The organism is Kitasatospora sp. NPDC056783 (assembly GCF_042789895.1).
Lineage (GTDB): Bacteria > Actinomycetota > Actinomycetes > Streptomycetales > Streptomycetaceae > Kitasatospora.
The window spans coordinates 1-14880 of sequence record NZ_JBHUAF010000206.1 but is presented as its reverse complement, the minus strand read 5'-3'; the positions used below and the strand labels follow the sequence as shown (position 1 = coordinate 14880).

11 protein-coding genes and 1 pseudogene are annotated in these 14880 nt (G+C 69.8%); 3 read left to right on the top strand and 9 right to left on the bottom strand.

Annotation, left to right across the window (positions count from 1 at the left end; genetic code table 11):
* Positions 1–40: 40 nt before the first annotated feature.
* Positions 41–1636, bottom strand: a complete 1596-nt coding sequence (locus ACFRMQ_RS25595; RefSeq protein WP_380732959.1) for an MDR family MFS transporter — start codon at positions 1634–1636, stop codon at positions 41–43.
* Positions 1637–1858: 222 nt separating this feature from the next.
* Between ACFRMQ_RS25595 and ACFRMQ_RS25590 the strand changes: the two genes are divergently transcribed.
* Positions 1859–2515: a TetR/AcrR family transcriptional regulator gene (locus ACFRMQ_RS25590; protein WP_380732958.1), complete on the top strand. Its 657-nt coding sequence runs from the start codon at positions 1859–1861 to the stop codon at positions 2513–2515.
* 61 nt (positions 2516–2576) lie between these two features.
* Here ACFRMQ_RS25590 and ACFRMQ_RS25585 read toward each other — a convergent pair whose 3' ends face one another.
* From ACFRMQ_RS25585 to ACFRMQ_RS25550, 8 genes are all read right to left on the bottom strand, one after another.
* Positions 2577–3530 (bottom strand): M23 family metallopeptidase, encoded by a 954-nt coding sequence (locus tag ACFRMQ_RS25585; RefSeq protein ID WP_380732957.1) that lies wholly within the window; start codon positions 3528–3530, stop codon positions 2577–2579.
* A 385-nt stretch (positions 3531–3915) separates the two neighbouring features.
* Entirely contained in the window at positions 3916–6270 is a 2355-nt protein-coding gene (locus ACFRMQ_RS25580; protein WP_380732956.1) for an immune inhibitor A domain-containing protein, read from the bottom strand.
* A gap of 343 nt (positions 6271–6613) precedes the next feature.
* Positions 6614–9133: an ATP-dependent Clp protease ATP-binding subunit gene (locus ACFRMQ_RS25575; RefSeq protein WP_380732955.1), complete on the bottom strand. Its 2520-nt coding sequence runs from the start codon at positions 9131–9133 to the stop codon at positions 6614–6616.
* A gap of 679 nt (positions 9134–9812) precedes the next feature.
* Complete coding sequence (locus ACFRMQ_RS25570) at positions 9813–10163, bottom strand: Lsr2 family protein (RefSeq protein ID WP_380732954.1); 351 nt, start codon at positions 10161–10163, stop codon at positions 9813–9815.
* Between the two features lie 91 nt (positions 10164–10254).
* Entirely contained in the window at positions 10255–10791 is a 537-nt protein-coding gene (locus ACFRMQ_RS25565; RefSeq protein ID WP_380732953.1) for an amino-acid N-acetyltransferase, read from the bottom strand.
* A gap of 10 nt (positions 10792–10801) precedes the next feature.
* Entirely contained in the window at positions 10802–11239 is a 438-nt protein-coding gene (locus tag ACFRMQ_RS25560) for a BlaI/MecI/CopY family transcriptional regulator (RefSeq protein ID WP_380732952.1), read from the bottom strand.
* Between the two features lie 241 nt (positions 11240–11480).
* Entirely contained in the window at positions 11481–13037 is a 1557-nt protein-coding gene (gene lysX / locus ACFRMQ_RS25555; protein ID WP_380732951.1) for a bifunctional lysylphosphatidylglycerol synthetase/lysine--tRNA ligase LysX, read from the bottom strand.
* A gap of 96 nt (positions 13038–13133) precedes the next feature.
* Positions 13134–13874: a hypothetical protein gene (locus tag ACFRMQ_RS25550; RefSeq protein WP_380732950.1), complete on the bottom strand. Its 741-nt coding sequence runs from the start codon at positions 13872–13874 to the stop codon at positions 13134–13136.
* Between the two features lie 165 nt (positions 13875–14039).
* On the opposite strand from ACFRMQ_RS25550, the gene ACFRMQ_RS25545 reads away from it, so the two are divergent.
* Together ACFRMQ_RS25545 and ACFRMQ_RS25540 are read left to right on the top strand one after the other, a co-directional pair.
* Positions 14040–14594, top strand: a complete 555-nt coding sequence (locus ACFRMQ_RS25545; RefSeq protein ID WP_380732949.1) for a SigE family RNA polymerase sigma factor — start codon at positions 14040–14042, stop codon at positions 14592–14594.
* Positions 14595–14644: 50 nt separating this feature from the next.
* Positions 14645–14880: pseudogene (locus ACFRMQ_RS25540) on the top strand (hypothetical protein); the annotation flags it as partial.

Here is a 14880-nt window from a genome sequence, read left to right as displayed (position 1 = left end):
GAAGGAGAACCTTCCGGGGGCGCCGTCGCGAGCGGGCCGGTCAGACGGCCGCGGCCTCCAGCGAGGCCTCGGTCGGCTTCTCGGCCTTGCCGGTCCCGCGCAGCGGCACCTCGCGCAGGAACACCGCCGCGGCGATCGCGATCACGGCCACGCCGGCGCCCCACAGGAAGACGGTGTGCATGCCGTTGGACACCGCGTGGTGGTAGGCGTCCTGGACAGCCGGGTCCAGCTGGCGCAGGACCGCCGGGCTCACCTCGCTCGGGTCCTTCATGCCGCCGCCGGCGACGGCCTGCTCGCCGAGCCGGTCCTTCATGGTGTCGGCCACCCGGTTGTTGAACAGCGCGCCGAACAGCGCGACACCGAAGGAACCGCCGATGGTGCGGAACAGGGTGGCGGTGGAGCTGGCCACGCCCATGTCCTTGAGCTCGACGCTGTTCTGCGCCACCAGCATGGTGATCTGCATCAGGAAGCCCATGCCGGCGCCCAGTACGACCATCCAGCAGGCGGAGGTGAAGCTGCTGGTCCCGGTGCCCATGGTGGAGAGCAGGATCATGCCGCCGGTCATCACGAGGGTGCCGATGATCGGGTAGATCCGGTACTTGCCGGTCTTGGTGACGGCCTGGCCGACCACCAGCGAGATCACCAGCATGCCGAACATCATCGGCATCAGCAGCAGCCCGGAGTTGGTGGCCGAGGCGCCCTGGACGATCTGCTGGTAGAGCGGAAGGAAGACGGTCGAGCCGAACATCACGAAGCCGACGACGAACCCGATGATCGAGACCAGGGTGAAGTTCAGGTTCCGGAACAGGCTCAGCGGGAGCATCGGCTCCTCGACCCGCTGCTCCACATAGCAGAAGGTGATCAGCGAGGCGGCGGAGAGCGCGGCCAGGCCGAGGATCTCCTTGGAGCCCCAGGCGTACTGCTGGCCGCCCCAGGTGGTGATCAGCACCAGCGAGGTGATGCCGACGGTGAGCAGGACGGCGCCCAGGTAGTCGACCTTGGCGGTGCTGCGGACCTTCGGCAGCTTCAGCGTGACGACGACCACCGCGAGCGCGACCAGGCCGAGCGGCAGGTTGATGTAGAAGGTCCAGTGCCAGCTCAGGTGGTCGGTGATGAAGCCGCCGACCAGCGGGCCGCCGATGGTGGCGAGGGCCATCACCGCGGCGAACATGCCCTGGTACTTGCCGCGGTCGCGCGGCGGGACGAGGGCGCCCATGATCGACATGACGCCGACCATCAGACCGCCGGCGCCCAGGCCCTGGACGGCGCGGAAGCCGATCAGCTCGTTCATGTTCTGCGACAGGCCGGACAGCGCCGAACCCACCAGGAAGATCACGATCGAGGTGAGGAAGGTGCCCTTGCGGCCGTACATGTCGCCGAGCTTGCCCCAGATCGGGGTGGAGGCGGCGGTGGCCAGGGTGTACGAGGTGACCACCCAGGACAGGTGCTTGGCACCGCCGAGGTCGCCGACGATGGTCGGCATGGCGGTGCCGACGATCAGGTTGTCAAGCATGGCCAGCAGCATGGTGACGACCAGGCCGACCATCACGAGGCGGATCTCGCGGGGTGACCGCGGCTGCTCCTCCTCGGCCGTCTTGGCCTCCGGCTCCGGGCCGGCGGTCTTGGACTGTGACATGGGTGGGGTCTCCCGGAGGGTGGTTCTTGGACGGAGCGTCGGGCCGTGCGGCGGCTCACTTACTTGTCGCCCGGCTAGTTATTCGACCGTCGGCACGGTAAGTTGTTTCCTAGCCGGTCGTCAAGCCAGTTTCCCGACCGGCCGTCTGGGCAGGGAGAATGAGCCCGGGACGGACACCACCTCGGGGTCCGCGCAGTCACCGACGCAGTCATGAGGCAGGCCATGGGCACTCCGCACAGCCCCCGCAGCGACACCCGGGCTCGCATCATCGAGGTGTCGTTGGAGCTCTTCTCGGAGCAGGGCTACGAGCAGACCTCACTGCGCGAGATCGCCGACCGCCTCGGCGTCACCAAAGCCGCGCTCTACTACCACTTCAAGACCAAGGACGACATCGTCCTGGGCATCGTCGACCGGATGGCCGCGCCGCTCGACGAGACCATCGCGTGGGGCCGCGAGCAGACCTGGAGCCCGAAGACGCGCGACGAGCTGATCCGCCGCTTCGCGGACGGCATGGCCGAGCGGGCCCCGCTGCTGCGGTTCTTCCACGAGAACCAGCCCGCACTGCGCGAATCCCCGGCCGGGCTGGCCTTCAAGGAGCGCATGATCACCATGGTGCAGCTGGTGAACGGGCCGAACGCGGACTTCCACGACCGGCTGCGGGCCGCGATGGCCCTGTTCTCCATCCACTCGGCGCTGTTCCTGGTCAAGGAGGGCGGGCACTGCGGCCACCCCGAGCAGAACGTCTGGGGGGAGCCGCTGGAGCCTGCGCCCACCCTGAGCGACGCGATCGAGGTGGCCCGGGAGGTCGCGCTGGAGATCGGCGGCCGGATCCAGCGGCCCGCCGACGAAGCCGACGCTGAAGCCGCCGCCGAAGCCTGAGCGGGCCGGGCGCCGAAGCCGGCGCCCGAGTGGGCGGCGGGGGCGGGCGGCAGGCGGTGGCTCAGAAGTCCGTGACGCCGTGCCCCGCGAGGTACGCGATCGGGTTGACCACCGCGCCGTAGCGGTTGTTGGTGCGGATCTCGAAGTGGAGGTGCGGGCCGGTCGAGTTGCCGGTGCTCCCGGACAGTCCGATCCGCTCGCCCGCCGACACCCGCTGCCCCGCCGAGACGGTCACCGAGGACATGTGCGCGTACTGCGCGAAGTGCCCGTCCGCCAGCCGCAGCACGACCTCCTTGCCGTACGCGCCGTCCCAGCCGGCCGACACCACGGTCGCGTTGCCGACGGCCAGCAGCGGGGTGCCCGGGGAGACGGCGAAGTCCACTCCGGTGTGGTACCCGGCCGCGTACCCGCGGTTGGCGATCCCGTACGGGTTGCTGGTCGGGGCGTTCGGCACCGGCGCCGACCACTCGGGATCCGGCGCGGACTCGGGCTCGGGGGCGGCCTCGGAGCCGGCCTCGGACCCGGGCGCGGGTTCCGCCTCCTCCGGGGCCGGCTCGGCGGCGGGATCCGGATACGGCGGCTCCAGCGGCAGCAGGTTGGCCGCCACCCCCACGAACTCCTGCGCCGAGTCGCCTTCGTCGGGCAGTTTGTACGGGCTGGGGCCGGCCACCTGGACCAGTCCCGCGTTGGGCACCTCCGCCCGCGGCACGGTGAAGGCCGAACTGCCCGGCGTGGTGGGCCGCACGGTCTGCGCCGAGGCGGTGCCCGGCGTGACCACCAGCAGCACACCGGCGATCAGCACCGCCGCCGCCCCGGCCGAGCCCAGCGCGTGGTCGTGCTCGGCCCGCTGGCGGCTGCCCGGCAGCGTGGCGTGCCGGGGCGTCCCGAGGGTGCGCAGGGGTGCGGCATGGGTGCGGACGGCGTGGCCGATCCTGGGCTGCCAGGCCGCGGCCTGGGCCGCGGCGCGGGCGGCGAGCCGGCGCAGGGCCGGCCCCACGGACGGGACGGTGGACATCGCTTGCCGTACCTCACGGTCGTACGAGGGCAGCACGAAGGGCCCGTTCGGGCGTGTGCTGAGCGGGGGACCACTCAGGTTTAACGGTCACCGAGCGGACTCCCAAACGGCGTGACGTACTACGGCGTGTAGTCAGCGTGGCGCCGGATATTCAAACCGACGGAGTAACGATCATGAGATCCGATCGACCACGACCGCTCCGAAGCGCCCCGCCGGTCACCCCCGCCCGGCTACTACCGCCGGTCGTATCGCTTCGGAAGCCTGTGACCATCACCACTGCTCCCGGAAAGCGTCCGGCCCGCCCCCGCGCGCTGCGGGGACGGGCCGGACGTGGAGTTGTTCAGAGCTGCCTGGTCACAGGCCGATCGCTACCGGGGGGTGGCGATCAGTTGTCGACCGGGCGGACCCGGATCCAGGTCTCCAGGTAGTTCGAGGACTCGTTCTCGACCTCGATGCTGGTCCCGGTCTTCGGGACGTCGACACCGCTGTACGGGTTGTCCTTGTTCCACCAGGACTTCAGGTCGTTGAACTCGTCGACGCCCTTGGCCTTCGGGATGACGGTCTCGACGCCGGCCTTGTGCAGGGTCAGACCGGAGGTGCGGCGGGAGCCGAAGGTGGAGTCGTAGCCCTGCATGCGCGGACGCATCAGGGTGCCGTCGGTCCACTTCAGCGGGGTCGGGTGCGAGTCGACCGGCAGGACGAGGCCCTGGCCCGGGTGGATGCTGACGTTGTTGTCCGTCTGCGACTCGTCCCAGTACCAGATCAGCAGGCCGGGCTGGTACGGGTAGTACTCGACCCAGTTCGGGCGGTCGGCGAAGCCGAAGTTGTACGGGCCGGTCTTCAGGGTCCGGTCGAAGGACACGTACTGCCGGTTCTCCGCGATGTAGTACTGCGCGTAGTCCTTGGTGTACGAGCCGCCGAAGCGGGAGAAGCCGTCGGCCACCCAGCCGTTGTCACCCTTTTCGACGTCGTCGCTGAACACGGTGGCGCCGTCGGCGACGACCGCGATGTTGTCCAGCGTCAGGCCGCGGTAGTGCAGGCCGCCGTCGGTGGTGTTGTGGTAGCGGAACTTGATCTGCTTGCCCGCGTAGGCGTCCAGGTTGAAGGACAGGTCGCCCCAGGCGGCCACCTGGCCGCTGATGGCCGGGCGGCCGTTCTCGCGGGGCAGCGCGGCGCCGTTCCAGGTGCCGTCGACGACGGTCCAGGTCTTGCCACCGTCGGTGGAGGCCTCGCCGAACGCGTAGTCGAAGTCCTGCTCCAGCTCGAACCAGGCCTTGGCGTCGATGCTGGCCTTGGTCTTGCCGGTCAGGTCGATGTCACGGGTGAGCGTGACGTTCAGGTTGTCGGCGCTGCCGCTCCACCACTCACTGCTGCCGCCGAACGGCTTGTTGATCTGGGTGGTGATGCTCTTCTTCGGCAGGTCGACGATCAGGCCCTGCGGCAGGTCGCTGTTGTACTCCGCCGGGCCGATGTGGTGGGTCGACTCCTTGCCGGCCTTGGCGCGGTCGACCTTCAGCCAGCCGAGCTGGTACTTGCTCCAGCCGTCGAGGTCGTTGGGCATGTCGCCGATGGCGCCCTTGCCCTCACCGAGCCAGGAACCGGAGGACATCAGCGACCAGAAGCCGACCGAGTTGTCGATGCCCTTGCCGGCGGTGTCGTAGAGGTCCGGCAGACCGAGGTCGTGGCCGTACTCGTGGGCGAAGACGCCGAGGCCGCCGTTCTCCGGCTGCATCGTGTAGTCGCCGATCCACAGGCCGCTGTTGCCGACCTGGACGCCGCCGAGCTTGTTGCCCTCGGGGCCGGCCGTGCCCTGCAGGTTGCCGTAGACGTACGAGCGGTGCGCCCACAGGGCCTTGTTGCCCTGCTTGCCGCCACCGGCCGACTTGTCCTCGCCGGCGTGCACGATCTGGAAGTGGTCGATGTACCCGTCGGGCTGGTTGAAGTTCCCGTCGTGGTGCGAACCGTAGCGGTCCCACTGGTCGTACTGGGCCAGGGTCGCCTTGATCTGCGCCTCGGTCTGGCCCTTGGCCTGCTGGTCCTTGTACCAGATGTCCACGGCGTCGCGGATCAGGTCCTGGGCGCTGGCGCAGACGTTGGAGCCGCAGTAGTCGGAGCCGTAACGGGCCTCGTTCCACGGCACCCGCACCCAGTCCGAGACCACACCGTCGACCGAGTAGCGGCCCGAGGACTGCTGCTCGTAGTAGGTCTTCAGCGAGGGCTTGTCCTTGCCGAAGTACAGGTCCTGGAAGTGCTGCTGGTTGTAGTCGGCCTGCCACGCGGTCGAGTTGTTGGTGGCCGGGTTCGGCTTCTCGATCTCGTTGTGCTTCGGGCCGGCCTCGCCGCCGTACTTGATCTTGCCGTCCGCCGTCTTGGTGGTGTTGTCCACCTGGTCACCGAAGTCGACGAGGATGGTGAAGATCTTGTCCGTGCGCTCGCGGGCGAGCTCGACGTACTTGTCCTTGCCGAGCTTCACGCTGGTGCTGCCGTTGTGCTTCTCGACCTGGGCGGTGCCGTTGAGCAGCTGCTCGGTGGCGGCCTTCTGCTCGGCCGTCACCTTCGCGGTCAGCGGGCCCGGGATGTTGTGCTCGGTGTTGGCCTGGACGGCCGCCTCGGCGGGGTCCCGCAGGACCGGCGCCGTGCCGCCCGCGGCGACGGCGCTGCTCGGGAACAGGCCCGCGCCGAGCGTGACTATGACCGCCGTGGCCGTGGCGGCCGCAGCGGTTCTCCTGATGTTCTTCAACGTTGTGACGTCCTCCCCGACCGGGGCCAGCTCTTGGCCAAAGCCCGGCAAACCAAAATGAAAGACAGGTGGACGTCATTTGATACAAGCGTGCACGGAAAAGATAGACCTTGACCGTGACATGGTCACGGCGCTATGCTCCGCGACTTCTCATCAGCTGACCATCTGTCAACCGTATGCTGGTTAAACGTTACTGAGAAACAGGGCGCACCCGCACCTTCCAGAGCGGGGGCCAGCTGTCCCGGTAGGTACCGTTCCGGTTCGGGCCGAGGCGGAACGCACCGAGCCCCCGGCGCGAACGCCGGGGGCTCGGTGGCTGTGAAGTTGTCTGTTAAAAGTTGGGTTACTTCGTCAGGTCCGGACCGGACGAGGCGACCGCGGCCGGGGTGTCCGCGACGGCCGACTTCTCCTCGCCGCGGAAGGTGAACTTGGCTTCCTTGCCCTCGCCCTCGACGTCGACGACGACGATGTGGCCGGCCCGCAGCTCACCGAAGAGGATCTTCTCGGAGAGGTGGTCCTCGATCTCGCGCTGGATGGTGCGGCGCAGCGGACGGGCACCCAGGATCGGGTCGTAGCCGCGCTTGGCCAGCAGCTTCTTGGCCTCGACGCTGAGCTCCAGGCCCATGTCCTTGTCCTTGAGCCGCTCGTCCACCTTGGCGATCATGAGGTCGACGATCTGGATGATGTCGTCCTCGGACAGCTGGTGGAACACCACGATGTCGTCGACACGGTTCAGGAACTCGGGGCGGAAGTGCTGCTTGAGCTCCTCGCCGACCTTCGCCTTCATCCGCTCGTACCCGGTCTGGGTGTCACCCGTGGCCGCGAAGCCCAGGTTGAAGCCCTTCGAGATGTCCCGGGTGCCGAGGTTGGTCGTCATGATGATGACGGTGTTCTTGAAGTCGACCACGCGGCCCTGGGAGTCGGTCAGGCGACCGTCCTCCAGGATCTGCAGCAGCGAGTTGAAGATGTCCGGGTGGGCCTTCTCGACCTCGTCGAAGAGGACGACGGAGAACGGCTTGCGGCGGACCTTCTCGGTCAGCTGGCCGCCCTCCTCGTAGCCCACGTATCCGGGCGGGGAGCCGAACAGCCGGGAGACGGTGTGCTTCTCGGAGAACTCGGACATGTCGAGCGCGATCAGCGCGTCCTCGTCGCCGAACAGGAACTCCGCCAGCGTCTTGGACAGCTCGGTCTTACCGACGCCGGACGGGCCGGCGAAGATGAACGAACCGCCGGGGCGCTTCGGGTCCTTGAGGCCCGCACGGGTGCGCCGGATGGCCTGGGAGAGCGCCTTGATGGCGTCCTTCTGGCCGATGACGCGCTTGTGCAGCTCGTCCTCCATGCGCAGCAGGCGGGACGTCTCCTCCTCGGTCAGCTTGAAGACCGGGATGCCGGTGGCGGTGGCCAGGACCTCGGCGATGAGCTCCTCGTTGACCTCCGCGACGACGTCCATGTCGCCGGCCTTCCACTCCTTCTCGCGCTTGGCCTTGGCCTGCAGGAGCTGCTTCTCGTCGTCGCGCAGGGACGCGGCCTTCTCGAAGTCCTGCGCGTCGATCGCGCTCTCCTTCTCGCGGCGCACGTCGGCGATCTTCTCGTCGAACTCGCGCAGGTCCGGCGGCGCGGTCATCCGGCGGATGCGCATCCGGGAACCGGCCTCGTCGATCAGGTCGATCGCCTTGTCCGGCAGGAAGCGGTCCGAGATGTACCGGTCGGCCAGGGTGGCGGCGGCGACCAGGGCGGCGTCCGTGATGGAGACCCGGTGGTGGGCCTCGTAGCGGTCGCGCAGACCCTTGAGGATCTCGATGGTGTGGGGCAGCGAGGGCTCCGCGACCTGGATCGGCTGGAAGCGGCGCTCCAGCGCGGCGTCCTTCTCCAGGTGCTTGCGGTACTCGTCCAGGGTGGTGGCACCGATGGTCTGCAGCTCGCCGCGGGCCAGCATCGGCTTGAGGATGCTGGCGGCGTCGATGGCGCCCTCGGCGGCGCCCGCGCCGACCAGGGTGTGCAGCTCGTCGATGAACAGGATGATGTCGCCGCGGGTGCGGATCTCCTTGAGGACCTTCTTCAGGCGCTCCTCGAAGTCACCGCGGTAGCGCGAGCCGGCCACCAGGGCGCCCAGGTCCAGCGTGTAGAGCTGCTTGTCCTTGAGCGTCTCCGGGACCTCGCCCTTGACGATCGCCTGCGCCAGGCCCTCGACCACGGCGGTCTTGCCGACGCCGGGCTCACCGATCAGCACCGGGTTGTTCTTGGTGCGGCGGGACAGCACCTGCATGACCCGCTCGATCTCCTTCTCGCGCCCGATGACCGGGTCGAGCTTGGCCTCGCGGGCGGCCTGGGTGAGGTTGCGGCCGAACTGGTCCAGGACCAGCGACGTCGACGGGGTGCCCTCGGCGGGCCCGCCGGCCGTGGCCGACTCCTTGCTGCCGCCGGTCTGGTAGCCGGAGAGCAGCTGGATGACCTGCTGGCGCACCCGGTTGAGGTCGGCGCCCAGCTTCACCAGGACCTGGGCGGCGACGCCCTCGCCCTCGCGGATCAGGCCGAGCAGGATGTGCTCGGTGCCGATGTAGTTGTGGCCGAGCTGAAGGGCCTCGCGGAGCGACAGCTCCAGGACCTTCTTCGCCCGGGGGGTGAAGGGAATGTGACCGGACGGGGCCTGCTGGCCCTGGCCGATGATCTCCTCGACCTGCTGGCGAACGGCCTCAAGGGAAATCCCGAGGCTCTCCAGGGCCTTGGCGGCGACGCCCTCGCCCTCGTGGATCAGACCCAGGAGGATGTGCTCGGTGCCGATGTAGTTGTGGTTGAGCATCCGGGCTTCTTCCTGAGCCAGGACGACAACCCGCCGCGCGCGGTCGGTGAACCTCTCGAACATCGTTTATCGCTCCTCAGAGCGGTCGGGCAGTTCGGGGTCCGTCCCCGCCCTGTCCTTCCGCATGCTAGTCCCGCTCAGCGGCGCGGCCCACGGATTCACTCCCCGGTAGAGGAGCGAGATGCTGCGCGACCAGCCGACACCAATCCCAACCTGATGCTGGGAATCGGTGTTCCCACAGATGGGCCGGATGCACCGGATTCCGCTACGCCATCGGCGAACACGTGCCGCCGGGGGCGAGGCCGGAACCGTCCGGCCGGTCACGCATACCGCCCCTGGACGGACCGAAGAACCCGTCCACCTGCATTCATACCCGGTGTCGGGGTGGTTCTCGCGCAGTTTCCGCGGTGGCGGTGTTCGCCTGGCGAGAAGTCGGGCCGTGGCGGCGGCGGTTGAACGGTGGCCGAGTCGGCCGGTGGGCCGACCCTGTGGTGTCGGCGTTACCGCTTCGCCCTTACAGCGTTGCACAGCCGGTGATTGTTCCGCCGCCCGAACGGCGGCCCGGACGGTGGCTCGGACAGCGGCCCGATCGGGCGGTTCGGACGGCGGCCCGGACCCGGGGGCCCGGGCACGCGCCGCGGGGCGCGGAGGAGCCTCCTCCGCGCCCCGTGCGTGTCAGTGCGGCGCCGTGTACCGGCCGCCGGAGCCCCGCACCCGCTCCGCCGGGCCCGCGGCGCCGGGATCAGGACGCGTTGGCCTGCTCGTAGGCCTCGCGGACGTTGCTCGGCACCCGGCCGCGGTCGTTGACGTCCATGCCCTGCTCCTTGGCCCAGGCACGGATCTTGGCGGTGTCCGGCGCACCGCCGGACGGACGCGCCGCACCGCCGCGGCCCGGGCGGCGGGCGCCGGCGAGCCGGCCGCTCTGCTTGCGGCCCTTCTCCACGTACGGCGCCAGCAGACCGCGGAGCTTGTCCGCGTTGGCGCTCTTCAGGTCGATCTCGTAGGCAACGCCGTCGAGCGCGAACGTCACCGTCTCGTCCGCCGAACCGCCGTCGAGATCGTCTTCAAGAATGACCTGCACCCTCTGTGCCACGGGCTTCCCTTTCCGCTAAACGACCCATTGCCTGAGGAAAGGAAAGCGCCTTTCTCCGGAAAACACAAACCCTTGACCCCGATGGAGCGGCTCAGAGGTGCAGCAGCATGCGCGAGTTGCCCAGAGTGTTGGGCTTCACGCGCTCCAGGTCGAGGAACTCCGCGACGCCTTCATCGTACGAGCGGAGGAGTTCTTCATAGACATCCGTAGCGACCGCCGCCGGGTCTGTCGTACCATCATCGGTTTCCTGGAGCTCGCCGATCTCGACGAAACCGTGTTTCGCGAAGAAGGCGACCTCGAACGTCAAGCAGAAAATCCGACGGACGCCCAGCCAGCGCGCCGTCTGCACCAGCTTCTCCAGCAGCAGGTGTCCGATCCCGGAGCCGCGGACGGCCGGATCCACCGCGAGCGTGCGGACCTCGGCGAGGTCCTCCCACATCACGTGCAGCGCGCCGCAGGCCACCACCGTGCCGTCGTCGTCGCGTTCCGCGACCCAGAACTCCTGGACTGATTCGAACAGTGTGACTGTGGGCTTGTCCAGCAGAATGCCGTGTCGCGCGTAGTCGTCGATGAGCCGGCGTACGGCCCGAACGTCGGTGGTCCGCGCCCGGCGGATGGTGACCTCCATGGTCGGGACGTTATCGCGCCGCTCCCGGTTCCGTCCCACGGGTATCGGATCCCGGGGCCGCGGAATCCGGGCCGGCCGGATCGGACGGGAACAGCGCGGCCACCCGCAACGCGTCCCGGAGCGCTTCGCGTTGCTCGGGCGACATCAGGCCGAAGAAGTGCACCAGGGCCGCCGCCGGATTGTCACTGGTGGCCCAGGCGTCGTTCATCAGAGCCGCCGTGTACGCCTCACGCGAGGAGACCGGTTCATATCGATAGGCCCGGCCGACCCGCTCGCGGCGCAGCCAGCCCTTTCTGTGGAGCTTGTCCAGGACGGTCATCACCGTGGTGTACGCGATTTCGCGTTCCGACCGCAGATCCAGGAGAACCTCGCGAACCGTCACCGGTCGGTTCCACTGCCAGACCCGGGTCATGATGGCGTTCTCAAGTTCGCCGAGTTGCCGGACCATAGTGCGGCCAGGATAGGGAGTGAATGGGGCAAATCTTGTGAAGTGCGCCAAACCGGCGCGCCGCCACCCCCGGGAATCGGGAATGGCGGCGCGGTGGTCGTCGGAACGGCCGACGGGTCAGTCGAGGTCTTCCTTGGCCCGTTGGGCCCCGCCCTGGCTGCGGACGATGGCCCGCACCAGGAATCCGAAGCCGATCGCCATGACCAGCGGCGGCACGATCGCGCTGACGTAGTCCATCAGGTCACTCCTCCTCGGTCTTCTCCGCCGTCGCGGCGGAAGCCTTCGGCTCCGGCTTCACCAGCGGGAAGAGCACCGTCTCCCGGATGTTCTTGCCGGTCAGCAGCATGATCAGGCGGTCCACGCCGAGGCCGAGGCCACCGGTCGGGGGCATCGCGTACTCCAGGGCGCGCAGGAAGTCCTCGTCCACCTGCATCGCCTCGACGTCGCCGCCGGCCGCCAGCAGCGACTGGGCCGTGAGGCGGGCGCGCTGCTCGACCGGGTCGACCAGCTCGGAGTAGGCGGTGCCGATCTCGGTCCCGAAGATCACCAGGTCCCACTTCTCGGCCACGCCGGGCTGCGAGCGGTGCTGGCGGGTCAGCGGGGAGACCTCGGTCGGGTAGTCCTTGATGAAGGTCGGCCGGACGGCGTTCTCCTCCAGCAGGCGCTCGACCATCTCCAGCACGATCTGACCGTGGCCCCAGTCCTTCTCGAACGGGATGCCGTGCTCGGTGGCCAGCCTGCGCAGCTCCTCGACGCCGGTCTCCGGGGTGACCTCGGCGCCCAGGCGGGCGGAGATGCCCGGGTAGACCCGGACCTCCTCCCACGGCTCGGCCAGGTCGATCTCGTGCTCGACGCCGTGCGCGTCCACGCCCTTGATCACCGTGGTGCCCAGCGCGTCCCGCGCCGCGTTGACGATCGTCTCGCGGATCAGCGCGGCCTGGGTGTCGTAGTCGCCGTACGCCTCGTACGACTCCAGCGAGGTGAACTCCGGGTTGTGGGTGGAGTCCGCGCCCTCGTTGCGGAAGTTGCGGTTGATCTCGAAGACCTTCTCGGCGCCGCCGACCACCAGCCGCTTGAGGTACAGCTCGGGGGCGATGCGCATGTAGAGGTCGATGTCGTACGCGTTGATGTGCGTCTTGAACGGACGCGCGTTGGCGCCGCCGTGCACCGGCTGGAGCATCGGGGTCTCGACCTCGATGTAGCCCTGGTCCTCGTAGGTGCGGCGGATCGAGCGGACGACCTTGCTGCGCAGGTGCAGGATCTCGCGGGCCTCGGGGTTGACGATCAGGTCCACGTAGCGCTGGCGGACCCGGGCCTCCGGGTCGGTCAGGCCCTTGTGCTTGTCCGGCAGCGGACGCAGGCACTTGGCGGTCAGCTCCCAGCGGTCCACCATCACGGACAGCTCGCCGCGCTTGGAGGTGATCACCTCGCCCTCGACGCCGACCTGGTCGCCGAGGTCGATGTCGGTCTTCCAGGCGGCCAGCCGCTCCGGGCCCAGCTTGTCCAGGGAGAACATCACCTGGAGGTCGCCGGTGCCGTCGCGCAGGGTGGCGAAGCAGAGCTTGCCGCCGGTGCGGGAGAGGATCACGCGGCCGGTGACGCCGGCCCGCTCGCCGGTCGCGGTGTCCGGCTCCAGATCGGGGTGCTTGGCACGCAGGTCCGCGATGGTGGTGGTGCGGGGGAATCCGACCGGGTACGGGTCGACGCCGGCCGCCCGGAGCCGGTCCAGCTTCTCGCGCCGGACGCGCATCTGCTCGGGAAGGTCGTCGGTCGCGGGAACAAGGCTCTGATCGCTCACCCCACAAGGGTAGCCAGCCACACGCGGTGCTCCGCGCCGGGATGACGCCGAAGGGAGGCCGCCGTCGCGACCTCCCTCGGAACGGACACGAACGGCTCAGCCGGTGCCGGTGGCGAGCTCGATGTCCTCGGGGTCCGGCTCGGCGGGCGGAGCGGGGTGGGCCGCGGGCTTGGTGCGGCGGCCGAACAGCTCGGCGGGGGTGGGCATCCGGTGCGGGCGGGGCGGGTTCTGCGGGGCGGCGGGCTGCTCCGGGCGGGAGTCGGTGCTGCTCATGGTGGTCCGTCCTCCTACAGGGGTGGGGTGACTGTGCGGCGGTGCGGCGGGGCTCGGTACGGCCACCAGGTGGCGGTGCTGCGCGCCGGCGAGGGCGAGCCGTTCGCGGACGGCGGCCTCGGCCAGCGCGTGGCAGCGACCGGCCAGCCGGGAGCGGCGGGCCCGCTCGCCGTGGCCGCAGGGCTGGCGGCTCAGCCCGCGCAGGGCGGTGAGGTCCTCCGGCCCGGGCAGGTACCCGTCGGACACCGCCTCCTCCAGCCGCTGCAGGTAGCCGGGGGCGCTGCCGGGCAGGGCGGAGCGGTAGCGTCCGAGGTCGTCGAGGAGGAAGGCGCGCAGGCGGCCGCCCTCGTGGACGGCCTCGTCGATCGCCTCGGTCAGGCGCAGCGCGTCCTGGACGTCCTCCGCCCAGAGTTCGGCGCCCGGCCAGGCGAAGGCCGGGTGGTCGGGCCCCTGGAGGTGGACGGGGACGGCGGGGTGCAGGGCTTGGGCGAGGGCGCGGCGCAGCACGCGGACTTCGTCGGCGCTGAAGGCCATGCCGCCGCGCGATCCGTGTGGCGTAGGCATGGGCTGACACTACGTGAGGAATATCCGATTTGTCGGTAGCGTCGCGGCCGAACCGCTCGCGTTCGGGCTCGGTGGGGAAATCGTTTCGCCGCCGCCTGTAACGCCGCCCCGGGCGCACCTGGTCATCCAGGTGTCAGGGGAGAACGAGCGAGGGGGCCGGGCAGGATGCGACCGGACGGTCAGGACAGGGCGGCCCGGGGCCGACGGCGGGACGAGGACTTCCAGGCCTTCGCGGCCTCCCGGGCCCGGCCGCTCTACCGGTCCGCCTGCCTGCTCACCGGCGGGGACACCCACCTCGCCGAGGACCTGGTGCAGGAGGCGCTGGGGCGGATCTACGTCCAGTGGCACCGCACCTCCTGGTTCGCCGCCAAACCCCGGATCGACAACCCGGCGGGGTACGCCCACACCGTGCTGGTGCGGGCCTTTCTCTCGCACCGGGGCCGCCGCTCCAGCGGTGAGCGGCCGGTCGACGCGGTGCCGGACGGCGCGGCCCCGCAGGGCGACCCGGAACTGCGGATGACCCTGCTGGACGCGCTCGGCCGGCTCGCGCCGCGCGACCGGGCGGTGCTGGTGCTCCGCTACTGGGAGGACCGCAGCGTCGAGGAGACCGCCGGAATCCTGCGCAGCACCCCGGGCGCCGTCCGGACCCAGGCGTTCCGTGCCCTCGGCCGGATCCGGGCCGTCCTCGGCGACGGCATCGGGGAACTCGCCGAGCGCTGAGCCGGCGCCGCACGACACTTCAACCCACTTGGCAGAGAGGCTGGTTCAGCATGTCCGCAGCACACTACGGGCCCGACGAGCGGTTCGAGCGGGCCTTCACCGAGGCCATCACCGAGGCCGGAGGGGCCTTCGACACCGAGGCCGCCCGGCTGGTCGACACCGGCTGGTCGCACGGCCGCCGGCTGCGCCGCAGGCGGCGGATCGGCACCGCGGCGGGCGCCGCCGCGCTGGCCCTGGCCGGGGTGGGCGGAGCCGCGCTCGGCGGTCTGCTGCCGGGGCCCGGCTC

Coding starts and splice junctions, on each gene's coding strand:
- ACFRMQ_RS25595 (WP_380732959.1), bottom strand. CDS start 1,636: ATGTCACAGTCCAAGACCGCCGGCCCGGAGCCGGAGGCCAAGACGGCC.
- ACFRMQ_RS25590 (WP_380732958.1), top strand. CDS start 1,859: ATGGGCACTCCGCACAGCCCCCGCAGCGACACCCGGGCTCGCATCATC.
- ACFRMQ_RS25585 (WP_380732957.1), bottom strand. CDS start 3,530: ATGTCCACCGTCCCGTCCGTGGGGCCGGCCCTGCGCCGGCTCGCCGCC.
- ACFRMQ_RS25575 (WP_380732955.1), bottom strand. CDS start 9,133: ATGTTCGAGAGGTTCACCGACCGCGCGCGGCGGGTTGTCGTCCTGGCT.
- ACFRMQ_RS25565 (WP_380732953.1), bottom strand. CDS start 10,791: ATGGAGGTCACCATCCGCCGGGCGCGGACCACCGACGTTCGGGCCGTA.
- ACFRMQ_RS25560 (WP_380732952.1), bottom strand. CDS start 11,239: ATGGTCCGGCAACTCGGCGAACTTGAGAACGCCATCATGACCCGGGTC.
- ACFRMQ_RS25550 (WP_380732950.1), bottom strand. CDS start 13,874: ATGCCTACGCCACACGGATCGCGCGGCGGCATGGCCTTCAGCGCCGAC.
- ACFRMQ_RS25545 (WP_380732949.1), top strand. CDS start 14,040: ATGCGACCGGACGGTCAGGACAGGGCGGCCCGGGGCCGACGGCGGGAC.